The sequence below is a fragment of the Sphingopyxis sp. H050 genome, from assembly GCF_001468265.1.
Lineage (GTDB): Bacteria > Pseudomonadota > Alphaproteobacteria > Sphingomonadales > Sphingomonadaceae > Sphingopyxis.
This window is the reverse complement of the sequence record NZ_LNRZ01000002.1, coordinates 370108-392256: the sequence shown is the minus strand read 5'-3', so window position 1 is coordinate 392256 and position 22149 is coordinate 370108. Positions and strand designations below refer to the sequence as shown.

The 22149-nt window shown below is 64.1% G+C and carries 22 protein-coding genes; 13 read left to right on the top strand and 9 right to left on the bottom strand.

Annotated features, from left to right (window positions below; translation table 11 throughout):
• Positions 1-11 precede the first annotated feature (11 nt).
• The 9 genes from ATE67_RS05005 to mazG all read left to right on the top strand — a co-directional run bounded on the left by ATE67_RS05005 (position 12) and on the right by mazG (position 7830).
• Positions 12-992: a septal ring lytic transglycosylase RlpA family protein gene (locus ATE67_RS05005; RefSeq protein ID WP_231728052.1), complete on the top strand. Its 981-nt coding sequence runs from the start codon at positions 12-14 to the stop codon at positions 990-992.
• A complete protein-coding gene (locus tag ATE67_RS05000) occupies positions 989-1951 on the top strand; it encodes a D-alanyl-D-alanine carboxypeptidase family protein (protein ID WP_058815521.1) in 963 nt (320 codons plus the stop codon). Before ATE67_RS05005 ends, ATE67_RS05000 begins: the two co-directional genes overlap by 4 nt.
• Before the next feature lie 83 nt (positions 1952-2034).
• Positions 2035-2661: a dTMP kinase gene (tmk, locus tag ATE67_RS04995; protein WP_058815520.1), complete on the top strand. Its 627-nt coding sequence runs from the start codon at positions 2035-2037 to the stop codon at positions 2659-2661.
• Positions 2652-3638: a DNA polymerase III subunit delta' gene (locus ATE67_RS04990; protein ID WP_231728051.1), complete on the top strand. Its 987-nt coding sequence runs from the start codon at positions 2652-2654 to the stop codon at positions 3636-3638. Before tmk ends, ATE67_RS04990 begins: the two co-directional genes overlap by 10 nt.
• A 38-nt stretch (positions 3639-3676) precedes the next feature.
• A complete protein-coding gene (gene metG / locus ATE67_RS04985; RefSeq protein ID WP_058815518.1) occupies positions 3677-5251 on the top strand; it encodes a methionine--tRNA ligase in 1575 nt (524 codons plus the stop codon).
• Positions 5251-6027 (top strand): TatD family hydrolase, encoded by a 777-nt coding sequence (locus ATE67_RS04980; RefSeq protein ID WP_058815517.1) that lies wholly within the window; start codon positions 5251-5253, stop codon positions 6025-6027. The genes metG and ATE67_RS04980 overlap by 1 nt, the downstream gene beginning before the upstream one ends.
• A gap of 13 nt (positions 6028-6040) precedes the next feature.
• The gene (locus ATE67_RS04975; protein WP_058815516.1) at positions 6041-6805 is read left to right on the top strand and encodes an MBL fold metallo-hydrolase; all 765 of its coding nucleotides are present in this window, start codon (positions 6041-6043) and stop codon (positions 6803-6805) included.
• On the top strand, positions 6802-6984 hold the full coding sequence (locus tag ATE67_RS04970) for a hypothetical protein (RefSeq protein ID WP_058815515.1): 183 nt from the start codon (positions 6802-6804) through the stop codon (positions 6982-6984). The genes ATE67_RS04975 and ATE67_RS04970 overlap by 4 nt, the downstream gene beginning before the upstream one ends.
• 63 nt (positions 6985-7047) lie before the next feature.
• Positions 7048-7830: a nucleoside triphosphate pyrophosphohydrolase gene (mazG, locus tag ATE67_RS04965; protein ID WP_058815514.1), complete on the top strand. Its 783-nt coding sequence runs from the start codon at positions 7048-7050 to the stop codon at positions 7828-7830.
• Here mazG and hflX read toward each other — a convergent pair.
• The 7 genes from hflX to dusB form a co-directional block, all read right to left on the bottom strand.
• A complete protein-coding gene (gene hflX / locus ATE67_RS04960) occupies positions 7808-9148 on the bottom strand; it encodes a GTPase HflX (protein WP_058815513.1) in 1341 nt (446 codons plus the stop codon). The genes mazG and hflX overlap by 23 nt on opposite strands.
• Before the next feature lie 9 nt (positions 9149-9157).
• Positions 9158-9661: an RNA chaperone Hfq gene (hfq, locus tag ATE67_RS04955; RefSeq protein ID WP_058815850.1), complete on the bottom strand. Its 504-nt coding sequence runs from the start codon at positions 9659-9661 to the stop codon at positions 9158-9160.
• A gap of 119 nt (positions 9662-9780) precedes the next feature.
• Positions 9781-11160 carry a nitrogen assimilation response regulator NtrX gene (gene ntrX, locus ATE67_RS04950; RefSeq protein ID WP_058815512.1) on the bottom strand — a complete coding sequence of 460 codons (1380 nt, stop codon included), beginning with the start codon at positions 11158-11160 and terminating at the stop codon, positions 9781-9783.
• A complete protein-coding gene (locus ATE67_RS04945; protein WP_058815511.1) occupies positions 11150-13441 on the bottom strand; it encodes a sensor histidine kinase in 2292 nt (763 codons plus the stop codon). Before ATE67_RS04945 ends, ntrX begins: the two co-directional genes overlap by 11 nt.
• 87 nt (positions 13442-13528) lie before the next feature.
• Positions 13529-14944 carry a nitrogen regulation protein NR(I) gene (gene ntrC / locus ATE67_RS04940; RefSeq protein ID WP_058815510.1) on the bottom strand — a complete coding sequence of 472 codons (1416 nt, stop codon included), beginning with the start codon at positions 14942-14944 and terminating at the stop codon, positions 13529-13531.
• Positions 14941-16035: a two-component system sensor histidine kinase NtrB gene (locus ATE67_RS04935; RefSeq protein WP_058815509.1), complete on the bottom strand. Its 1095-nt coding sequence runs from the start codon at positions 16033-16035 to the stop codon at positions 14941-14943. The genes ntrC and ATE67_RS04935 overlap by 4 nt, the downstream gene beginning before the upstream one ends.
• On the bottom strand, positions 16032-17030 hold the full coding sequence (gene dusB, locus ATE67_RS04930; protein WP_058815508.1) for a tRNA dihydrouridine synthase DusB: 999 nt from the start codon (positions 17028-17030) through the stop codon (positions 16032-16034). Before dusB ends, ATE67_RS04935 begins: the two co-directional genes overlap by 4 nt.
• A gap of 97 nt (positions 17031-17127) precedes the next feature.
• Here dusB and ATE67_RS04925 point away from each other — a divergent pair, with 97 nt between their 5' ends.
• Positions 17128-18303, top strand: coding sequence for a bifunctional 2-C-methyl-D-erythritol 4-phosphate cytidylyltransferase/2-C-methyl-D-erythritol 2,4-cyclodiphosphate synthase (locus ATE67_RS04925; protein WP_058815507.1), 1176 nt, complete (start codon positions 17128-17130; stop codon positions 18301-18303).
• A gap of 2 nt (positions 18304-18305) precedes the next feature.
• Positions 18306-18863 (top strand): CinA family protein, encoded by a 558-nt coding sequence (locus ATE67_RS04920; RefSeq protein ID WP_058815506.1) that lies wholly within the window; start codon positions 18306-18308, stop codon positions 18861-18863.
• Here the strand turns inward: ATE67_RS04920 and ATE67_RS04915 are convergent.
• Positions 18806-19285, bottom strand: a complete 480-nt coding sequence (locus tag ATE67_RS04915) for a type II toxin-antitoxin system RatA family toxin (protein ID WP_058815505.1) — start codon at positions 19283-19285, stop codon at positions 18806-18808. The genes ATE67_RS04920 and ATE67_RS04915 overlap by 58 nt on opposite strands.
• A 7-nt stretch (positions 19286-19292) precedes the next feature.
• Complete coding sequence (gene lipA, locus ATE67_RS04910) at positions 19293-20246, bottom strand: lipoyl synthase (protein ID WP_058815504.1); 954 nt, start codon at positions 20244-20246, stop codon at positions 19293-19295.
• A 41-nt stretch (positions 20247-20287) separates the two neighbouring features.
• Here lipA and ATE67_RS04905 point away from each other — a divergent pair, with 41 nt between their 5' ends.
• Both ATE67_RS04905 and ATE67_RS04900 read left to right on the top strand, forming a co-directional pair.
• On the top strand, positions 20288-20926 hold the full coding sequence (locus ATE67_RS04905; RefSeq protein ID WP_058815503.1) for a carbonic anhydrase: 639 nt from the start codon (positions 20288-20290) through the stop codon (positions 20924-20926).
• A gap of 132 nt (positions 20927-21058) precedes the next feature.
• Positions 21059-21760, top strand: coding sequence for a DUF899 family protein (locus ATE67_RS04900; RefSeq protein ID WP_058815502.1), 702 nt, complete (start codon positions 21059-21061; stop codon positions 21758-21760).
• Positions 21761-22149: the final 389 nt, after the last annotated feature.

Below are 22149 nucleotides of genomic sequence, written 5' to 3'. Positions count from 1 at the left end.
GCGGGGGCTTGATGGCGGGAGCAGCGGCGCTGCTACTGGCCGGTTGCGGAAGTTTCGACGGCAAGCGTGAAGGCGGTCCTAATGCCGGTCCCACACCAGCGCCGATGGCCGTCAGCGGCGACGGGCCCGTCAAAATTGGCGAACCCTACACCGTAGCGGGCGTCACCTACACGCCCGCCGACGTCACCGATTATGACGAGGTCGGCTATGCCAGCTGGTATGGCGAAGAGCGCGCAGGGCGGGCGACGGCGAATGACGAGACCTTCAATCCCGGCGCGGTCAGTGCGGCGCACAAGACGCTGCCGCTGCCGAGCTATGTCGAGGTGACCGCGCTCGATACCGGACGAACGATCCTGGTCCGCGTCAACGATCGCGGGCCGATGGCGGGCGACCGGCTGATCGACCTGTCGCGCGGCGCGGCCGAACAACTGGGAATTTCGGAAGGTGGAACCGCCGCCGTGCGCGTCCGCCGTACCTATCCGCCGATGGCCGAACGCACTCAGCTGCGCAGTGGAAACCCAGTACCCGAGCGGATCGCGACGCCCGATTCGCTGTTGTCGATCCTGCGTAACAAACTCAAGGCCCAGCCGGCGCCGAAGACCGCCGTTGCGACCGAACCGGCGGCTCCGATTGCGTCGGGAAACGCGAAACCGGGTGACGATCGCCTTGTCATCGAGAAAGCCGGTGCAAAGAAGCCCGAATCCAAGCCCGCGCCAAAGCCGGCTGCGGCGACGAAGGTCGCTCCCGCCAAGCCTGCTCCGGCCTCCAAGCCGGCAGCGACGGATGGCTCCTATGCGGTCCAGGTCGGCGCGTTCAGCAGCGAAGCGAACGCCAATGCGGCGGCGAAGTCAGTCGGCGGCAGCGTACGCAAGGTCGGCAATCTCTGGCGCGTCCGCATGGGTCCGTTCGCAACTGATGCCGATGCCAAAACCGCGCTTGGCAAGGCCAAGGCCAAGGGTTTCCGCGACGCTGCGGTGGTCCGCGACCGATGAAGCTGCGCGCGCGCTCGGCGGCTGCCAAGGCGACCGGCGCGATGCTCGCTGCAATCGCGCTCCTGACCGCCTTTCCAGCGGCTTCGGCGGGCGACGCGAAGCCGAAGAGCGCACCGGCTGCGCGCGCGCCCTATATCACGCAAGCGCCGATCGTGATGCTGAAGGATTTGGATTCGGGCCAGATTCTCTTCTCGCGAGGTGCCGACAAGCGCTTTACGCCGGCGTCGATGGCCAAGGTGATGACCGCCTACGTCGTGCTGGACCTGATTAAAAAGGGGCAATTGTCGCGCGACACCCTGTTCACCGTCGACAATGCAACCTGGAAGAAATGGAGCGCGCGCTCGCGCAGTTCCAGCATGTTCCTGCGCCCCGGCGAGAAGGTCTCAGTCGACGACTTGCTCAAAGGCCTGATCACCGTGTCCGGCAATGATGCCGCCGCAGTCCTCGCAGTCGGGATCGATGGTGGCGAGGAAGCCTTTTCTAAAAGAATGAATGGCGTAGCGAGCAAGCTTGGAATGTCTTCGAGTAGTTTTGGCACCCCTAGCGGCTGGCCCGATGCCGGCGTGACGAAGGTCAGCGCGGGCGATCTGATCCTGCTCGCCGACCGGCTGATCCGCGATCACCCTGCTGGCTATGCGCGTTATTTCGCGATTCCCAAACTCCAGCATGGCTCCGCACCCGATGGCAAACCGATCGTCCAGGCCAACCGCAATCCGATCCTTGGCCGCTTCGTCGGCGCCGACGGGCTCAAAACCGGGCACACGTCGGAAGCCGGCTATTGCTTCCTGGGCTCGGCCAAGCGCGACGGGCGGCGCCTGATTATGGTCGTCGCGGGCCTGCCGAGCGAGAAGGCGCGCCGCGAGGAGGCCGAGCGGCTGATGACCTGGGGCTTCGCGCAGGGAAATGCGCCAGCTATTGCAGAAGCAAGGCGTGCCGCAGCAGCCAAAGCAAGAAAGTGACGTCCACGCCCTGATGACAAAGGCCATGCGGGCGGCTACCGCCAGACCATGCACGGGCGGCACCACATCGACGCGATAGCCGAATGACGCGCGGACGCTTCATCACGCTTGAGGGCGGGGAAGGGGTTGGCAAATCCACCCAGCTGCGCGCGCTGACGGCTGCTCTAGAAGCGCGTGGTGTCGAGGTCGTTGCGACACGCGAACCCGGCGGCAGCGCGGGCGCGGAAGCGATCCGCACGCTGTTGATGGAAGGAAGCGACGACCGCTGGGATGCGCGGAGCGAAGCCCTGCTGTTTGCAGCCGCGCGAGCCGATCATGTCGCACGGACGATCCGCCCGGCGCTCAAACGCGGCGCGTGGGTACTGTGCGACCGCTTCGTCGATTCGAGCCGCGCCTATCAGGGCGGCGGCGGCGGCATTACCGATGCCGACCTGCTGACGCTCCATGGTTTCGGCTCGCAAGGCCTGCTCCCCGACCGGACCTTTCTGCTAACGCTGCACGAAGGCGAGGCTGCGAGGCGCCTTGCGGTGCGCGACGCCGCGGGTGCCGACCGGATGGGCAGCAAACCCGCTGACTATCAGGCACGTCTGGCCGCGCGCTTTGCCGAAATGGCCGCCGCCGAACCCGATCGCTGGCGCGTGGTCGATGCCGGTAGACCGGCGGACGCCGTGACCGCGGCGATCATGGATGAGCTGGCACCATGGCTATGATTGGTCATGACGACGCCGAGAAGTCCTTCCTGGAGGCGTGGCACGCCGGGCGTCAGCATCACGCCTGGCTGCTCGCCGGCCCGCAGGGGATGGGGAAGGGCAGTTTTGCTGCACGGGTGGCACGTTTTCTGGCGACCCACGGCCGCGGCGGCGGCGATCAGGTGGCGACGCTCGACGATCCAGGAGATGCAGCGGCGAACAAACTCGTCGAGGCGGGCAATCATCCCGAGATCATCCGCCTGACACGCCAGGTAAAGGATAAGGGCAAGGAACTCGCGCGCAACATCACGATCGATCAGGTGCGCGGGGTCATCCGCCGCCTGCACCTGTCGCTGTCGCTGGGCGACTGGCGCGTGATCATCGTCGATGCTGTCGATGATCTGGAGACCGACGGCGCCAACGCGTTGCTCAAGACGCTCGAAGAACCGCCGGCGCAGACATTGTTCCTGCTCGTCAGCCATTCACCGGGACGGTTGCTGCCGACGATCCGCTCGCGATGCAGAACATTGCGGTTTCAACCTGTTAGCGGTGACGTCATGGCATCGTGGCTGCACGAACAGCGTTCGATGCTCGACATGAGCGAGGTGCGCGCGATCGCCGCCGCGGCGGGCGGCGTACCCGGCAAAGCGCTCGCCCTGATCGACAGCGACGTGTCCGGCATGGAGAAAAAGCTGCTCGCGATCGCTTCGAGCGGCGATCCAGGCAACCGCCTGCGCGAAGCGCTCGCCCGCGAAGTAGGCGGCACGAGCAACCGCGCAAGGCTCGAACTTGTGATCGACATCGTGCCGGCGCTGGTTTCCCAGCTTGCGCGCGAACGGCCCATCGAAGATGTCGCGCCGGTGCTCGCGCAATGGGATCGCATCCAGCGCAATGCGCGCGACGCGATCCGCGGTTCTTATGACGGCGCGATGGTCGGCTTCGAGATCGGCAACTGTCTCGCCGATCTGGCGCCGCGGCAAGGGCAGGCCGCGCGCTGACGCTTCCCCTTCTGCGCACCACCCGCTAAGGCGCGCGCATGTCCGAACCATTTTATATCACCACTGCCATCAGCTACCCTAACGGCCGTCCCCACATCGGCCACGCTTATGAGGCGATCGCGACCGATGCGATGGCGCGATTCCAGCGCGCCCGTGGCCGCGACGTGCGGCTGACCACCGGCACCGACGAGCATGGGCTGAAGATGTATCAGACCGCGCGCGACCAAGGGCGGGCGACGATTGATCTCGCTGACGAAATGTCAGGATATTTCCGTGAGATGTATGCCAAGCTGAATATCAGCTTCGACCATTTCATGCGAACATCAGATGGCTCGCACCACGCTGCTTCGCAGGCTCTGTGGCGGGCGATGGAGGCGAATGGCGATCTGTATCTTGATCGCTACGAGGGCTGGTATTCGGTTCGCGACGAGGCCTTTTACGACGAGAGCGAACTCGTGCCGGGAGAAGGGGAGGCCAAACTCTCGCCGCAAGGCACGCCGGTCGAATGGACCGTGGAGGAAAGCTGGTTTTTCCGCCTGTCGGCCTATCAGGACAAGCTGCTCGCGCTCTACAACAACAATCCCGACTTCATCCGCCCCGAAAGCCGCCGCAACGAGGTGCTGCGCTTCGTCGAGGGCGGTCTCAAGGATCTCAGCGTCTCGCGCACCAGCTTCGACTGGGGCGTGCCGGTCCCGGACTCGCCGGGGCATGTGATGTACGTATGGGTCGATGCGCTGACGACCTATATGTCGGCGCTCGGCTACCCCGATCCGGATAGCGAATGGGGCAAATTCTGGCCGGCAAATATCCATATGATCGGCAAGGATATCGTTCGTTTTCATACGGTTTACTGGCCGGCCTTCCTGATGAGCGCGAATTTGCCATTGCCCAGGCAGGTGTTCGGTCACGGCTTCCTGCTCAATCGCGGCGAGAAGATGTCGAAATCGCTGGGCAACGTCGTGGATCCCATGGAACTCGCCGAGCGCTTCGGCGTCGATGCGCTGCGCTATTACCTGCTCCGCGAAGTCAGCTTCGGCCAGGACGGCAGCTATTCGGCCGAAGCGATCGTGCGCACCGCCAATGCCGACCTCGCCAACAGCTTCGGCAATCTGGCGCAGCGCAGCTTGTCGATGATTTTCAAGAATTTGGATGGCAAGCTTTCGGCTGACTATGCGCCGGCTCAAGACGATACCGATCTGCTCGCTGACCTGTATGCAATGGCAAGCGAACGCCTGCCGCGCGAGTTCGACCAATTGGCATTTTCCATCGGCATCGAGGACTGGATTCGCGCGGTATTCGCCTGCAACCAGTATGTCGATGCACAGGCGCCCTGGGCGCTTCGTAAGACCGATCCCGAGCGGATGCGCGCAGTGCTGATGACTCTTTTCCAAGCTGTCCGTACGCTCGCAATTGCGATCCGCCCGGTGGTGCCCGCAGCGGCCGACAAGTTGCTCGACCAGATGGGCATTGCCTCCGACGCGCGCGATTTTGGCGCGCTCGACGACGCCGAGTGGTTTACGAGACTGGCCAGCAGCGGTTTCGCGGTCGGCCAGCCCGTCCCCATCTTCCCCCGTCTCGAACTGCCCGAGGGAGACGGGGAAGGGGAGGCCTGATGCTCGTCGATTCGCACTGCCACCTCAATTACAAGGGGCTTGCCGAGCAGCAGGACGACGTGCTGTCGCGCGCCCGCGACCGCGGCGTGACCGCGATGCTGAACATCGCGACACGCGAAAGCGAATGGGACGACGTACTCGCAGCCGCCGAAGCGAACGACGATGTATGGGCCAGCGTCGGCATCCATCCGCACGACGCCGACCATCATCCCGACGTCGATACCGCGAAGCTCGTCGAGCGCGCCGCACATCCGCGCGTAATCGGGATCGGCGAAACCGGACTCGACTATTATTACGACAAGAGCGATCGCACGCGGCAACAAGACAGTTTTCGCCGCCATATTCATGCGTCGCAGCAAACGGGCCTGCCCGTTATCGTTCACACGCGCGATGCCGAGGCCGATACGCTGGCGCTGTTGGGCGAGGAGATGGGCAGGGAGGCCTTCCCCGGCGTAATTCACTGCTTCACCGCGAGCGACGATTTCGCGCGCCAGGCGCTCGATCTTGGCCTTTATATCTCGATATCAGGGATCGTGACGTTCAAGAATGCCGCCGAGCTCCAGGCAACCGCCAAATGGCTACCGCAGGACCGGCTGCTGATCGAAACCGACTCCCCCTTCCTCGCCCCCGTCCCGCACCGCGGCAAGACCGGCGAGCCGGCCTTTGTCGCGGATACGCTGGCGTTCCTCGCGGCGCTGCGCGGCGAAGACGAGGGAGCGCTCGGGGCAGCGACGAGTGCCAATTTCTACTCACTTTTCAATAAGGCCGCGCCATGACGTCGCGGGGCTTATGAAGCTGAGAATCCTCGGTTGCGGGACGTCTTCCGGCGTGCCGCGGATCGGCAACGACTGGGGCGCCTGCGACCCCGACAATCCGCGCAACCTACGCAGTCGCGCCTCGATCATGGTGTCGCTGGGCGGCTTTCGCATCCTCGTCGACACCAGCCCCGATATGCGGCTTCAGTTGCTGGACGCCGGCATCGGCGACATCGACGCGGTCATCTGGACGCACGAGCATGCCGACCATACCCATGGGCTCGACGATCTGCGCCAGGTGATGCATCTGCGCCGCTCAGCGGTGCCGGTCTATGCACGCGATCATGTCATCGACATCCTCAAATGGCGCTTTACCTATGCCTTTGCCGGGAATGCCGGCTATCCGGCGTCGGTCGACCCCGTCGATCTGCACGACCATCAATCGATCGGTCCGATCGAGGTTTCGGCGATCGAGATGCCGCACGGGCCGATCAAGGCAACTGGCCTTATCTTCAGCGACGGTGCGCACCGCATTGCTTATGCGACGGATTTTTCTAAATTTACCGATGAAATGGTCGATTTTTTTCAGGGCGTCGACCTGTTCGTGATCGATGCGCTGCGCCGTTATCCGCATCCGACGCATCCGCATCTTGCCATGACGCTGGAGGGCCTCGCCAAAGTCGGCAATCCGCGCGCGATCATCACCCATATGGACAATACGATGGATTATAACGACCTTGCGGCGGAACTGCCGCCGGGCGTCGAACCCGGCTATGACGGGTTGGAGGTTCAGTTATGAACGGAGATACTGCGGTCGATCTGATATGGTTCGCTGGAGCTTTCGCGCTGGTATTGAGCGCGCTGCTCGTGCGCCGGATCAAACTGGCCGACGGGATCAAGATGGCATTGGCGTGGGCGGCGATTTTCGCGGTGGTCTTTCTGGCGATCTGGACATTCCAGGCGGCGCGAGGGGGATAAAGGAAATCTTCGGTCCCCCACCGCCATATAAGTTTAACATAATATATATTATCGGATAATTAGATGGCCGAGGCACAGGTTTCCGCAACGCAATCCCCTATCGACCGCCTCCTTGGCGTGATGGCAAGGCTGCGTGACCCGGACGGCGGCTGCGAATGGGATTTGGCTCAGGATTTCGCGACGATCGCGCCTTACACGATCGAGGAAGCCTATGAGGTCGCCGACGCGATCGATGGCGGGGACCCGGCGGCCATTTGCGACGAACTCGGCGATCTGTTGCTTCAGGTCGTCTTTCACAGTCAGATCGCGACCGACAAAGGCCTGTTCGGCTTCGACGACGTCGCAACCGCGATCAGCGACAAGATGGAACGCCGGCATCCGCACATTTTCGGTGACGCCAAGACGGGCGACGTCCGCGGCCAATGGGAAGCCATCAAGGCTGCCGAGCGCGCCAGCGGCGGCCCAAAAAGCGCGCTCGACGGCGTCGCCTTGTCGCTGCCGGCGTTGCTGCGGTCGCAGAAGCTACAGGGTCGTGCCGCCCGGGTCGGCTTCGACTGGCCGGATGCTGACGGCCCGCGAGCCAAGATTGCCGAAGAACTCGCTGAAGTCGTAGCAGCACCTGATGATGCAGCACGGGCAGAAGAGATCGGCGACCTGTTGTTCGCGGTGGTCAACTATGCCCGCCACCTTGGCGTCGACGCCGAGGGCGCGCTACGCGCTGCCAACGACAAGTTCGCGCGGCGCTTTCAGGCTGTCGAGCGGCTAGCCGGCCCGGCGATCGCCGACCTTTCGCTCGATACGCTCGAAGCCCATTGGCAGGCGGTCAAGGCGTCGGAGCGCTCCTGAGCGGCCACAGGCGCTCGAACCGCGCCCGGTCTGCGGGATCCAGCCGCACGGTCAGCATATGCCCTTCGCCGTCGACCTCATCCGACAGCACCTCACCACGCGCGTGCAGCCATGCCATGGCCTCGCCCTGATCGAAGCCGAGGAAGATGCGCTCGACGCGGTGCTGCGCGGTCAATTGTGACGCCATGAGCGTTCGCGCCACCTCGACGCCCTCGCCGGTGACCGCCGAGATGACAGCGACGTCGAGGCGCCGCGCCGCCATTTCCTCGATCTGGACGCGGCGATCAGGATCGGCGGTATCAATCTTGTTCCAGATTTCGATTTGGGGGACGGCATCGGCCGTGTCCTCCCCCTCCCCGTTCTGCGAGCCGTTGACGCCCAGCGACTCGAGGATTGCCCGAACGTCGTCGTACTGCGCGTCGCTGTCGGGATGGACGATATCGCGAACATGGACGATCAGATCGGCGGTGGTGACTTCTTCAAGCGTTGCGCGGAAGGCTGCGACAAGCTCGGTCGGCAGATCCGACACAAAGCCGACGGTGTCCGACAGGATCGCCTTGTCGATGCCCGGCAGCCGAATCTCGCGCATCGTCGGGTCGAGTGTCGCGAACAGCAGATCTTCCGCCATGACGTCACTTCCCGTCAGGCGATTGAAAAATGTCGATTTTCCAGCATTGGTATAGCCGACCAACGCAATCACGGGCCAAGGTGCTCGTTGACGCTTCGATCGCTGCAGTTGCCGAGTCCGCCGTGCATCCTCCAGCTGTTTGCGAATGCGCGCCATGCGGTTGCGGATCATCCGGCGGTCGGCCTCGATCTGCGTTTCGCCCGGACCTCCGAGGAAGCCGAAGCCACCGCGCTGGCGCTCGAGGTGGGTCCAGCTGCGCACCAGTCGCCCCGCCTGATAGTCGAGATGCGCGAGTTCGACCTGCAACCGCCCTTCGGCAGTCGCAGCACGTTCGCCGAAGATTTCGAGGATCAATCCCGTGCGGTCAATCACCTTGGCGCCGAACTCGGTTTCGAGATTGCGTTGCTGGATCGGCGTCAGCGGGGCATCGACGATCACCAGTTGCACGCCGTGCGCCGCGATGTCGGGCTTGATCGCCTCGATCTGACCGACGCCGAGCAAGGTCGCCGCGCGTGTCTGGCGCAGTCGCAGCGGGTGCGCCGCGACGACATCCAACCCGATCGCCAAAGCCAGGCCCTTCGCCTCCTCGACGCGCGCATCGAGGTCGCGCGGTAGCCGCTGGCTATGCCATTCAGGCACAACCAGCAACGCGGCGGCGCCGCGCGTAACCTCGCCTTCGCTGTCGATCATGACGTCAAATCAGGCGTCGCCGCCGTCGCCATCCTCATCGCCGTTGTCGGTGAGGTTGATGGGGCCATTCGGCTGAACGGTGGAAATCGCATGCTTGTAGACGAGCTGCACCTGGCGCTCGCGCTCGAGCAGCATACAGAACAGGTCGAACGCCACAATATCGCCCTGCAGCATCACGCCGTTGACGAGAAACATCGTCACCGATTCGTCCGACTTGCGCACCGCGTTCAGGAACACGTCCTGCAGCGCCTTGCCCTTGGCCGGCGCTGGATTGTGGACTGCGTCGCCAAGCAGCGACAGATCGAAATCATGCGACGGCATGACTGTCGATATCGCATGCTTGTAGACGAGCTGCGACTGGCCGTCGCGGCGGAGCAGAAGCGAGAAATTGTCGAACCAGGTGATGATGCCCTGGAGCTTCACGCCCTTGACGAGAAACATCGTCACTGGGGTTTTGCTGCGGCGGAGGGCGTTGAGGAAAATATCCTGGAGGTTCTGGTTTTTATCGGACATATTTGTCTCCATGTTTTTGGCGGCTTAGCCGCGGTCTTGATGCCGCTTGCCTCGGCATCTTTTCACTTTTTACGCTGGTAATATGCGGCAAACGCCGCCGCAGGTCTAGCGCAAAGCCGTCAGCCCTCGCTATCCGGATTTTCCGTCAACCCGAGCAGTTTGAGCTTCCGATGCAGCGCCGAACGCTCCATCCCGATGAAGGTTGCGGTGCGGGAAATATTGCCCGAAAAACGGTTGATCTGAATACGCAGATACTCGCGCTCGAAATTTTCGCGCGCCTCCTTCAGCGGGATCGCGGTGATCGATTCGGTGTTCGGCAAGATATCGGTGCCACCGCGGACCAGCTCACCGGGCAGCATGTCCGCATCAATCCGGCCAAGGCGGTCGCTCGGCGCGAGGATCATCACGCGCTCGATCACGTTGCGGAGTTCGCGGACGTTGCCGGGCCAATCGTGCGCCTGCAGCGCGGCCATCGCCTCCGAGCTGATTTCGGGCGGCGGAACGCGGCGATCCGCAGCATAGCGGCGGACAAAATGATCGCAGAGGCTGGCAATATCGTCGCGGCGCTCGCGTAACGGCGGAATATGCACCGGCACAACGTTGAGCCGGTAATAGAGATCCTCGCGGAAGCGGCTCTCGGCTATTTCCGTCGTCAGGTCGCGCGCCGACCCCGAGATGATGCGAACGTCGACGCGGATCATCGTCCGCCCGCCGACGCGCGTGAAGCTCTGATCGGTCAGGACGCGCAGGATTTTGCCCTGCGTCGTGATCGGCATATCGGCGACCTCGTCGAGAAACAGCGTGCCGCCATGCGCCTGTTCAAGCAGCCCGACGCGGATCGAGCCGTCCTCGGCTTCGGATCCGAACAGCTCTGTCTCGACCGTTTCAGGATCCATCCGTGCCGATGAAATGACGCGGAAAGGAGCATTATGGCGCCCGCTCCAGCCATGGAGAACGCGTGCGGCAACCTCCTTCCCTACGCCCGGCGCTCCGGTGATCAGGACGCGGCTGCCCGTCCCGGCGACGCGCTTGAGCGTCGCGCGGACGTTGTTGATCGAGGCGCTGGTCCCGGTCAGTTCGTCGGCCGGGCCGGCTTTTTCGCGGAGCTGTTCATATTCGAACTTCAGCCGCTCATTCTCGGTAGCACGCGAGACGAGATGGAGCAGGCGCTCGGCCTCAAAGGGCTTTTCGATGAAGTCGAATGCCCCGCGGCGGATCGCGGCGACCGCAGTGTCGAGTCCGCCGTGCCCGGAAATCACGATGATCGGCAAGGTCGGGTCGAACGCCTTGATCGCCTCGACAAGGCCCAACCCGTCGAGCCGCGACCCCTGCAACCACACGTCGATCAGCGCGAGCGATGGCCGGCGCTGGCGGATCGCCTCGAGCGCCGCGTCGCTATCGGACGCCGTGCGCGCCTCATAGCCTTCGTCTTCCATGACGCCCGCGACGAGCTCGCAAATGTCGCGCTCGTCGTCGACGATCAAAATATCAAGCGCCATGATCTTCTCTATCCTGACGGTTCCGGACACGTCCGGGTACCGATTCACCCTGTCCTGCACCCATTTCTCCGCCCGTTCCCGCGAGCGGCCGCAGCCGATCGGGATGGAAGCTCAGCGTCACGCACGTCCCCCGCCCTTCAGGATTGTCGCAGAAATCAAGCTCGCCATAATGTTGTTCGACGATCTTCTTGACGATCGCGAGGCCCAGGCCGGTTCCGCCCTGACGCGTCGTCATATAGGGTTCGGCAATCGCATCGCGCGCTTCGGGCAGCCCAATCCCGTCGTCTGTAACGCGTATGACGATCGCATCGCCCTGGCCGATGTCGAGCTCCGCACGAATATGACCGATCGGCGGCGGCGCGCCGGTTTTCGAATTTTCTTCAATCGCCTCGACCGCATTTTTGATGATGTTCGTGAAGGCCTGCGACAGCAGCCGGCGATCGCACACGAGAGGCTCGATTTCGTTCGGGGTTTTGACGCTGAAAGCGATATCGGGCTTGGCGACTTCGAACAGGAATACTGTCTGCTTCAGGATATCGCGGACATCCTCGACCCCAAATGTCGGCTTTGGCATGCGGGCGAAGCTGGAAAACTCGTCAACCATGCGCCGCATATCATGGACCTGCCGGATGATCGTGTCGGTGAGGCGCTTGAAGGTGGCTTCGTCTCCCTCGACCTTCGTGCCGAACCGGCGTTGCAGACGCTCGGCGGCAAGCTGGATCGGGGTCAGCGGGTTCTTGATTTCGTGCGCGATACGTCGTGCAACATCGGACCAGGCCGCGCGGCGCTGGTCGAGCAATTGCTGAGTAATGTCCTCAAAACTCAGCACGAAGCCGTCGCCCTGTGCGACCGCCTTGGCGGCCAAGGTCGCCGGTTCCCCCTCACGCCGCGCGAGCTGGACGATTCCCTCGCGTTCCTCGCCCGTGAGCAGTCGCGCCAGCTCGGGCGCGACATCGGCCAGCGGCTGCCCGGTCAAATCGCTCGCGCTCTGCCCGATCAGCTGCTCCGCCGCCGCATTGGCGAGCAAGATGCGGTGACCGGCGTCGACCGACACGACCGCCGACGACACGCCGCTCAGCACCGCCTCGATGAAGCTGCGCCGGGTTTCGAGCTGTTCGTTGACGCTGACGAGCGCGCCCGTCTGGCCTTCGAGTTGCTCGGTCATGCGGTTGAAAGCGCGGGTCAGCACCGCAATTTCGTCGTCGCGCGCGGGCGGCGTGACGCGGACCGAGAGGTCGCCGCCAGCAGCCGTGCGGGTCGCGCCAATCAGCGTGCCAAGAGGACGCACGATGCGGTCAGCGACGACGATCGCGGCAATCACGGCAAGAGCCAAGAGCAACAGCGAACCGAGATAGAGCGCACCGTTGAAGCGTAGCTGCAGCTGCTGCGATCGCTCGAACAGGTCGTTATAATCGGCCAACACCGCGCTTGCCCGCGCGGACTGCTGGAAGCCGGGCACATTGGTATCTCGCGAAGCATAGACATAAGCGCGATTTGTTCCAGGCAGCCTCGTCGCGGCCTCGATCCGATTCGCCTGACGGACGACGACGACGTCTTCGCCGGCGTTGAGGCGCTGGATCATCGTCGCGCTTAGACGATTTTCGGCAGCGCGATTGTCGGGATTGATCGCCGCTGCGGTTCGCGCGACGCCATCCTTGCCGATCTCGATCACCGCCGATTCATTGAGGCTGCGGACGACGACCTGCTGAAGATAATAGTTGGTGAAGGCCGGGCTATCGATCGGGAACTGGGTAAGGCTCTTGCCAAGGTCGGTGGCCATCGCAAAGGTGTTGGCTCCCACCTGGCGTTGATTTTCCTGATAATAGCCCTCGGCTAGGCTCGCCGCATTCTCGAACATCCCGCGCGACCGGTCGGAGAACCAGAAGTCGACGCCGAACTGGAACAGCAGCGATGCGAAGATCACGACGAGCAAGGTCGGCGTCGCGGCGATCAGGGAGAACAACGCGACCAAGCGAACGTGCAGCCGTCCGTTGCCGCCCGCCATCGAGCGGACCGCGCGCGCGCGCGCGATCCGGCTGCCCACGAGCACGATAAGCGCCATCGCGGGCACGAGATTGACGACCATGATCGCGGCGACGAGCGCCGGCGTCAGCAGCCGCTCGCTCTGCGCGTCGCCGGTCACGAAAATATAGGTCGCAACCGCTACGCTGACGATGATCGCCAGCGTATAATATTCCGGAACCGCAAATTGCCAGCCGCTTGGACGCGCGTCCGGCGCGTCGGAATCACTTTCTGGGGTCAGGGAGGCGGCATGCTCCATTGTTGCCGCGTTACGACAAACATGTTGCATAGAAAACACACAATCTATGCCCGCGCGCCGATATGAAGGCTTTTGACGATCAAATCGTCAGGGGTGGGAAGGATCGATGGCCAGCTGGCCGAGCCTTTTGCGCAAAGTGTTGCGATTGATACCCAGCCGTCGCGCGGCTTCCAGCTGATTGCCGCGAACTTCGCGAAGCGTGCGCCGAAGCAACGCGGCCTCGACGATCGCCTCCAGCTGTTCGTGAATTTCACCGTCATGCTCCGAAACCGCCAGCTTTTCGCGTGCCCAATCGTCGATCGCGCGCGCTATGAGATGGGCGGGTTCCGCGATCGATACGCCTTCGCCATTCTCCCGAAGCACCGACTCGACATCACGGACCCCCACAACGGTATCGCGCGACAGCACCGCGAGCCGCTGCACCACATTCCCGAGCTCGCGTACGTTGCCGGGCCAGTCGTGCCGCTCAAGCAATTGCATCGCGTCCGGCGCAAACTGACGATCGGGCAGTCCCGAATGGCGCCCCGCGTCGACGAAATGTCGCACCAAGGCCGCGATGTCGCTGCGCCGGTCTCGCAGCGGCGGCAAAGTCACTGGAATGACGTTGAGGCGATAGAAGAGATCTTCACGGAACCGCCCGTCGGCGACGAGGGTGCGCATGTCGCGATGCGTCGCCGCGATTACGCGGACGTCGGCGCGTAGCGCCTGACTGCCGCCGACGGTCGAATATTCGTTGGTCTGGAGCACGCGAAGCAGCCGCGTCTGCGCCTCCAGCGGCATGTCACCGATTTCGTCGAGGAACAGCGTGCCCCCGGCAGCCTGCTCGAACCTGCCTGCATTGCGGCTGTGGGCGCCTGTAAACGCGCCCTTCTCGTGCCCGAACAGCTCGGCTTCGATCAGTTCGCGCGGGATGGCGGCCATGTTGATGGCGACGAAAGGCCCTGTACGTCGCAGGCCGGTGGCATGGATAGCCCGCGCCACCACTTCCTTGCCGGTCCCGGACTCGCCGAGGATCAGCACCGCGAGGTCGTTCGTCGCGAGGCGCGCGATCGTCCGGTATACCGCCTGCATCGCGGGTGCCCGGCCGACGAGGCCGTGGCTGTCGGCTTGCCCTGAGTCGGCTTTCGTCGGCGGCTGGTTGCTCCGTTCTAGCGCGGCGCGGACGCTGGCGGTCAGCTCTTCGAGGTCGAAAGGTTTGGGCAGATAATCGTAACTGCCGATCCCGGTCGCCCGCACCGCGGTATCGAGCGTGTTCTGCGCCGACAGGACGATCACCGGCGTCTGCGGATCGACGCCCGCGCCGGGCAGCGAGTCGATCCCGTCGCCATCGGGCAGCACCACGTCGGTAATGATCAGGTCGGGGCGGTTATCGGCCAGCCAGGCATTGCGTTCGCCGACGCTCGCAACCGAGGCGAAGATCGCGCATTCGCCGGTCAGCGTCTCGCGGATGATCAGCGCAATCGCCGGATCATCCTCGACGAGCAGGATCGTCTTGCCGTTCATTCGCTGCGGCCCCGCTTGGGCACGGCGGGCAGATGGACGCGGAAGCGTGTCCAGTCGCCGTCGCGCATATGCTGGACGGTGCCGCCCATGTCGCGGGCGAGCTTGGCGACGAGGGCGAGGCCCAGTCCCCTACCTTCGCGCTTGGTGGTAACGAACGGATCGAACAGGTCGCCGCGGATGTCGGCGGGCACGCCGGGGCCATTGTCGCTGACGCTGACCTCGATCGGCAGCGCAATGCGGCCGCGGCCGTCGCCATTGTCGATCGAGAGGCCGTGACGATAGGCCGTGGCGATGCGGACCACGCCGTCATCGCGTCCACCGATCGCCTCGCAACCATTTGTAATCAGGTTCAATAGGATCTGGACCACGGCGTCATGATTGCCCTGCACCATCGGCAGCGAGGGGTCGAAGTCCTCGGCGAAACGAACGCCGGGAAACTGGCGCGCGCGCGCGGTTTCCATCGCCTGATGGATCGGTTGGTAGAGGTTGAGCGGAACGCACGCGATCGGCTGGCCGCGCGAGAAATGCTCCATCTGGTCGATCAACGTCGTGATCCGGTCGACCTCGGCGCAGATCAGAGACGTGAAACGTTCGCCGCTCGTATCGGTTTTGCGCGCGAGAAGCTGCGCCGCACCCTTGATGCCCGCGAGCGGATTCTTGATCTCGTGCGCCAGCATCGACGCCGCCGCCCCCGCGGCGCGTCCCGAACGTCCGATCGCGCCGCCCATCAGCTCGGTATCGCTTTGCGAGGGAACGAGCGTCAGGATGCGATGCCCACTGCGGCCATAGGGCACCATCTGCATGTCAACGAACGCCGACTTGCGCCCGCCGAGCGAGATTTCGGCGCGGTGCGCGAAGAGGGCGGAGGTCGCGGGATCGTTCATCCGCTGGCGATAACCGCGATCCATACCGATCACGTCATAGACGACGCGCCCGACCATTGCGGCGCGACCGATGTTGCACAGCTGCTCGGCGGCGGCGTTGACGAACAGAATCACCCCGCCCTTGTCGATGAGTAGCGTGGCGATCGGGTGCGACTGGATAATCTCGTCATGGTCGAACGTCGGGATGCTCGACGTCAGCGCGCTCACGCAGCCGCCTTGGTCAAATGCGGGCCATAGAAGGCTTCCAGCGCGTCGAGCACGCCCTTGCTGTCGGGGATCTGGTTGACCTTGTTGCGGAACTCGGCCGAGCCGTGCAGCCCCTTGACGTACCAGCCGAGATGCTTGCGCGCCATGTTGACGCCCGTCATCTCGCCATAATGATCAATCATCGCGCGGTAGTGCGATGTAATGACGTCATATTGCTCGTCGAGGCCGGGGTCGGGCCGCTCGGCCTCGCCGCGCAGCGCGGCCATTACCTGCCCGAGCAGCCAGGGCCGGCCATAAGCGCCGCGGCCGATCATCACGCCGTCGGCGCCGCTCTGCGCGAGCGCGGCCTTGGCGTCGTCGGGCGAGCAGATGTCGCCGTTGACGATGACGGGGATCGACACCGCGTCCTTAACCTTGCGCACGAAACTCCAATCGGCCTCGCCGCGATACATCTGGTTGCGCGTGCGGCCGTGGACCGTGACCAGCTTCGCACCGAGATCCTCGGCGATATGGGCGAGTTCGGGGGCGTTGAGGCTGTCGTGGTCCCAGCCCATGCGCATCTTGACCGTCACCGGCACCGACACCGCCTTGACGCAGCTGTCGATCAGCGCGGCGGCAAGTTTCAGGTCGCGCATCAACGCCGAGCCCGCATCGCCATTCGTGACCTTGCGCACGGGGCAGCCCATGTTGATGTCGATGATCGCCGCGCCGCGATCCTCGTTGAGCTTCGCCGCCTCACCCATTTCATAGGGAGTGCAACCGACCAGCTGCATCGATACCGGCTCCTCGACCGGGTCCCAAGCCGCCTTCTGGATCGACTGGCGCGTTTCACGGATCGCGGCCTGGCTGGCGATCATCTCGGTGACGTTCAGCCCCGAGCCGTAATAGCGCACGAGCTTGCGGAACGGCAGGTCGGAGACGCCCGTCATCGGCGCGAGGATCACGGGATCCGCGATGGTGATGTTGCCGATCTGAATGGGCCGCAGCGGCGCCATGGCGGGAAGCTTTCGTTCGAATTGCCTAAATTTTGAGCAGCCCCTACACGCTAAGCGGCTTTCCCGCAAGGCGCGGCTGCGCTAACCGGCGCGGCTGATGACCGAGTCCACGCCTTTGCCTGCCCCGCGGGTCGCCGCGATCCTGCTTGCCGGGGGCACTGGCAAACGCGCAGGTTTCGACCAACCGAAGCAGATCGAATTGCTCGGTGGCAAGGCCGTTCTGCGTTGGAGCGTCGATGCGTTCGACGCGCATCCGGCGATTTCGCTGGGCGTGCTGGTGGCGAAGGGTGACGTCGTGGCAGCGGTGGATGGCATCTCGAACGGCTGGATTTGTGCCGATCCGGGTGTCGAGCGCCAGCAATCGGTCGGCAATGCCTTGCAGGCCCTCGACGGCTGGGAGGACGAGGCGCTGGTACTCGTGCACGACGCCGCGCGCCCCGGATTGACGGCCGACGTGATCGACCGCCTGCTCGCGGCGCTGGAAACCGCCGAGGCGGCGATCCCGACCTTGCCGGTTCCCGACACGCTGGTCGAACAGGCGCATGGCGAAGCGGGAGAAGTCGTCGATCGCAGCGCCCTCGCGCGCGTCCAGACGCCGCAGGCGTTCCGCCTCGGCACCCTCAGACGCGCGCACCTCGCGGCCGTAGAAGCGGCGGCGACCGACGATGCGCAGCTTGTCCGGCGGCTTGGCATTGCCGTTGCCGCCGTGCCGGGCGACGCCCGGCTCCACAAACTGACATATGCCGAGGATATGGCGATCCTCGCGGGGCTTTTGGGAACTGGAACGATGCGAACCGCGGTCGGCATGGGCTATGACGTTCACCGCCTCGTTGCAGGCAAGCCGCTGTGGATCGGCGGGATAGAAATCGAACATAGTCATGGACTTGAAGGGCATAGCGATGCCGACGTTGCATTGCATGCGATCACCGACGCCATCCTCGGCGCGCTTGCCGACGGCGACATCGGCGACCATTTTCCGCCCAGCGACCCGCAATGGCGCGGCGCCGCGTCGCACCGCTTCCTCGCCTTCGCCGGCGGACGAGTCGCGGCGCGCGGCGGGCGTCTCGCGCATGTCGACCTGACGATCATCGCCGAAGCCCCGAAAATCGGCCCGCACCGCCCCGCCATCCGGGCGCGGATCGCCGAAATCCTTGCGATTCCGGTCGAACGCGTTAGTGTGAAGGCGACAACGACCGAGCGGCTGGGCTTCACCGGCCGCCGCGAGGGGATCGCCGCCCAGGCCGTAGCGACCTTGGAACTTCCGGAGAATTGAGAGTGGTTTTCGACGCAGAAGCGCGCCTTGCCGAGCGCGATCAACTGGCCGCGGCTGTCCTCGCCGCGAACCGTGCGGTGGGCAGACGGATTGCCGTCGCCGAAAGCTGCACCGGCGGCATGGTCAGCGCCGCGCTGACCGACATTGCCGGAAGCTCGGACGTCTTTTCCGCGGGGTTCATCACTTACTCGGCCGACGCCAAGCAAAAGCAACTCGATGTCAGCAGCGAGATACTCGAAACCTTCGGCGAGGTAGCGCTGGCGACGGCATGGGCGATGGCCGCCGGCGCGCTGGCGAACAGCGACGCCGATGTCGCGGTGGCCATCACCGGAATCGCGGGCCCCGGCGGCGGGTCGGAACGCAAGCCAGTGGGCCTTGTCGTCTTCGCACGCGCGCTTCGCGGCCAGGATCCCGACGATTATTTCACCCAGCGTGTGCAGTTCCAAGCGACCGACCGCGCCGCGATCCGCCAGGCCGCGACTCTCTTTGCACTCGACCTGCTTCAGCCCGAAAGGGACGCGCTGCGACCGTCGGAGGATATTGCGCTTCCGGCGCCGTAAAGCTCCCCTGCCCGCGTTTCGAACGCGGCGATCATCTTGCGGAGCGCCTTGTCGAACATCTGCCCGGCGAGCGTTTCGAACACGCGGCTGCGGAATGAGAAGTCGACCATGAAATCGACGCGGCAGCCACCGTTTTCGAGCGGCGCGAAATGCCATTCATTTTCGAGGTGCTTCATCGGTCCGTCGATATAGCTGACGGTCACGAGGCGCGGCCGTTCCTTGTGGACGCGGCACGAGAAGCTCTCACGCAGGCCCTTGAAGCCGACGATCATGTCGGCGACCGCCTGATCCTCGGTGTCGCTGCGGACGCGGAGCGCGATCACCCAGGGCAGGAACTCGGGATAGCGCGCGATGTCGGTAACCAGCGCGAACATCTGTTCGGCGCTGTACGGCAGCTCGCGCGTCTCTTGGTGCCGCGGCAAAACCCGGTCAGTCCGCCTTGGCGCGCGCCAGCTGCGCTTCGCGCGCCGCGCGCATCCGTTCGAAATCGTCGCCGGCGTGATAGCTGGAGCGCGTGAGCGGCGACGAGGCGACCTGAAGGAAGCCCTTGGCGCGCGCGATCTGCGCATAGGCGTCGAACGCCTGCGGGGTCACGAAGTCGACGACCTTGGCGTGCTTCGGCGTCGGCTGAAGATACTGGCCCATCGTCATGAAATCGATGTCGGCGCTGCGCATATCGTCCATCACCTGATGGACCTCCATCCGCTCCTCGCCGAGGCCCATCATGATCCCCGACTTGGTGAAGATCGAAGGATCGCGGCGCTTGACGCTTTCGAGCAGGCGGAGCGACGCATAGTAGCGCGCACCCGGGCGGATGGTCGGATAGAGCCGCGGCACGGTTTCGAGATTGTGATTATAGACGTCCGGCCGCGCATCGACGATCGCAGCGACCGCACTTTCGGGCTTGTTGCGAAAGTCCGGCGTCAGAATTTCGATCGTCGTCTGCGGGGTTTCGCGGCGCAATGCCTGGATAACCTTAACGAACTGGCTGGCGCCGCCGTCGGGCAGGTCGTCGCGGTCGACCGATGTGATGACGATGTGCGTCAGGCCCATCTTAGCCGCCGCGGCCGCCGTATGTTCGGGCTCGAGCAGGTCGACGGGGCGCGGCATGCCGGTCTTGACGTTGCAGAAAGCGCAGGCGCGCGTGCAGGTGTCCCCGAGAATCATCACCGTCGCGTGCTTCTTCGTCCAGCATTCGCCGATGTTCGGGCACGCTGCTTCCTCGCACACCGTATGCAGGTTGAGGTCGCGCATCAGCCGCTTGGTTTCAGCATAACCGGGACTGGTCGGCGCCTTGACGCGAATCCAGTCGGGCTTGCGCTGGCGCTGCGCGGGAACGGGGGGCTGTGCGGGAGCGTTCATGCCGCCCACATAGTCGCGCATGCGCCTCTTCTCAACCTCGTATCCTATGCTAAGGCGCGCGCATGACTCACTTCACCGACCTGATCGAAGGATATCGCCGCTTCCGGAACGGCGGCTGGCAGACGCAGCGCGAGCGCTGGGATGAACTGGCGGAGGGGCAATCGCCCAAGGTGATGGTGATCGCCTGCTCCGACAGCCGCGTCGAGCCGTCGCAAATTTTCGATACCAATCCGGGTGAAATCTTCGTCGTGCGCAACGTCGCGGCGCTGGTGCCGCCCTTCGAGACGACGCCGGGCCGCCACGGCGTGTCGGCCGCGCTGGAATTTGCCGTCCAATTCCTGAAGGTAGAGGAAATCGTCGTGATGGGCCACGGCCTGTGCGGCGGCTGCCATGCTGCGCTCCATCGATCGATGGCGGGCGCCGAGCCCGGTCGCGGCGGCTTCATCGCCGACTGGATCGCGATGCTCGACGAGGCGAGCGCCGCGGTGCGCGCCGACCATCCCGATTTAGACAACCGCGAGGCCGGCCGGGCGATGGAAATGGCGGCGGTGCGCGTCAGCATAGACAATCTGCGCACCTTTCCCTGTATTCAGGAGAAGGAAAATCGCGGCACGCTGAAACTGCGCGGCGCCTTCTTTGCGATCAGCGACGGCGTGCTGCATGTGATGGACGACGCGACGGGAGAATTTGCGCCCGCCTGAGCGCCAGCCCGCATTTCGTCGCCGAATCTGCTCATTTGACGCCCAGCCGCCCGCGATTTGCGGGCAGCCGATTTTGCCCTTTTATGACGGGGTGGCAAAGCGGCTGGAGGTCGCAGATTTACGGAGAAACCCATGGCGCTTCGCCAACCCTTACTCGCCGCGCCGGCCCTGGCGTCGCGGCGGCGCGCATTTCCTGGCGAAGACGATAATTACACCAAGGCCCGCAAATCGCTGCTGGCCGAGGAGATCGACCTGCGCCGCAAGATGTCGCGCGTCGCGGAGCAGCGCCGGGCGCTGCCGCCGGGGCCGCTGATGAAGGATTATCGGTTCCGCGACGCGAATGGCGTCGAAGGCGGTCTTGCCGACCTTTTCGGCCATCACGACACGCTTGTCAGCTATTTCTGGATGTACGGGCCGGATCGCGAGCGCCCCTGCCCCATGTGCACCAACTGGCTGGGAGCGGTCGACGGCAATGCGAAAGACATCGAACAGCGCGTCGCGCTCAAGATTTTCGGGCGCAGCCCGGTCGAGCGGCAACAGGCCTTTGCGGCCGAGCGCGGCTGGCGGGGGCTCGATTTCGTCCAGACGGTCGGCGACGACTATGCGCGCGATTTCAATCTGCTGAACGCGGACGGCAGCGAGAATCCGGCGTTGGTCGTGTTCAAAAAGACCGGCAGCAGCGTGCGGTTGTTCTGGCGCAGCGAAATGACCGCCGAAATGGCTGATCCGGGGCAGGACCCGCGCGACGCGCCCGACATTGCGAGCCTGTGGACGATCCTCGACCTGACCCCCGCCGGGCGCGGGACCGACTGGTATCCATCGCTAGAATATTGAGGCTTAGAGCCACAAAAGCCCCGCATGCACGCATTCGAATCGTGTCCTTTGTGGCCCCTTCGACAAGCTCGGGACGGGCTTAAAGCGACAAAGGATACGGATGTACGCGTCGAGAGTGTCTCCTTTGTCGCTTTAAGCGGAGGAGCGGGATTTTTCACGAAATCAAAGAGCCAGAGGGATGCTGGCATAGCGGAATAATGTAGGAAAGCGGGATTTTGGGGCGACGCCCTGGGGTGGATTTCAGCCATTCAATTTTCGTCATGCTGAACTCGTTTCAGCATCCATGGTCTGAATTCTCGCCCGGCGCAGCGCTTGAGGAAATGGCGGTCCATGGATCCTGAAGCAAGTTCAGGATGACGATGCTTTAAATGTCGCGCTTCGGTCGAATC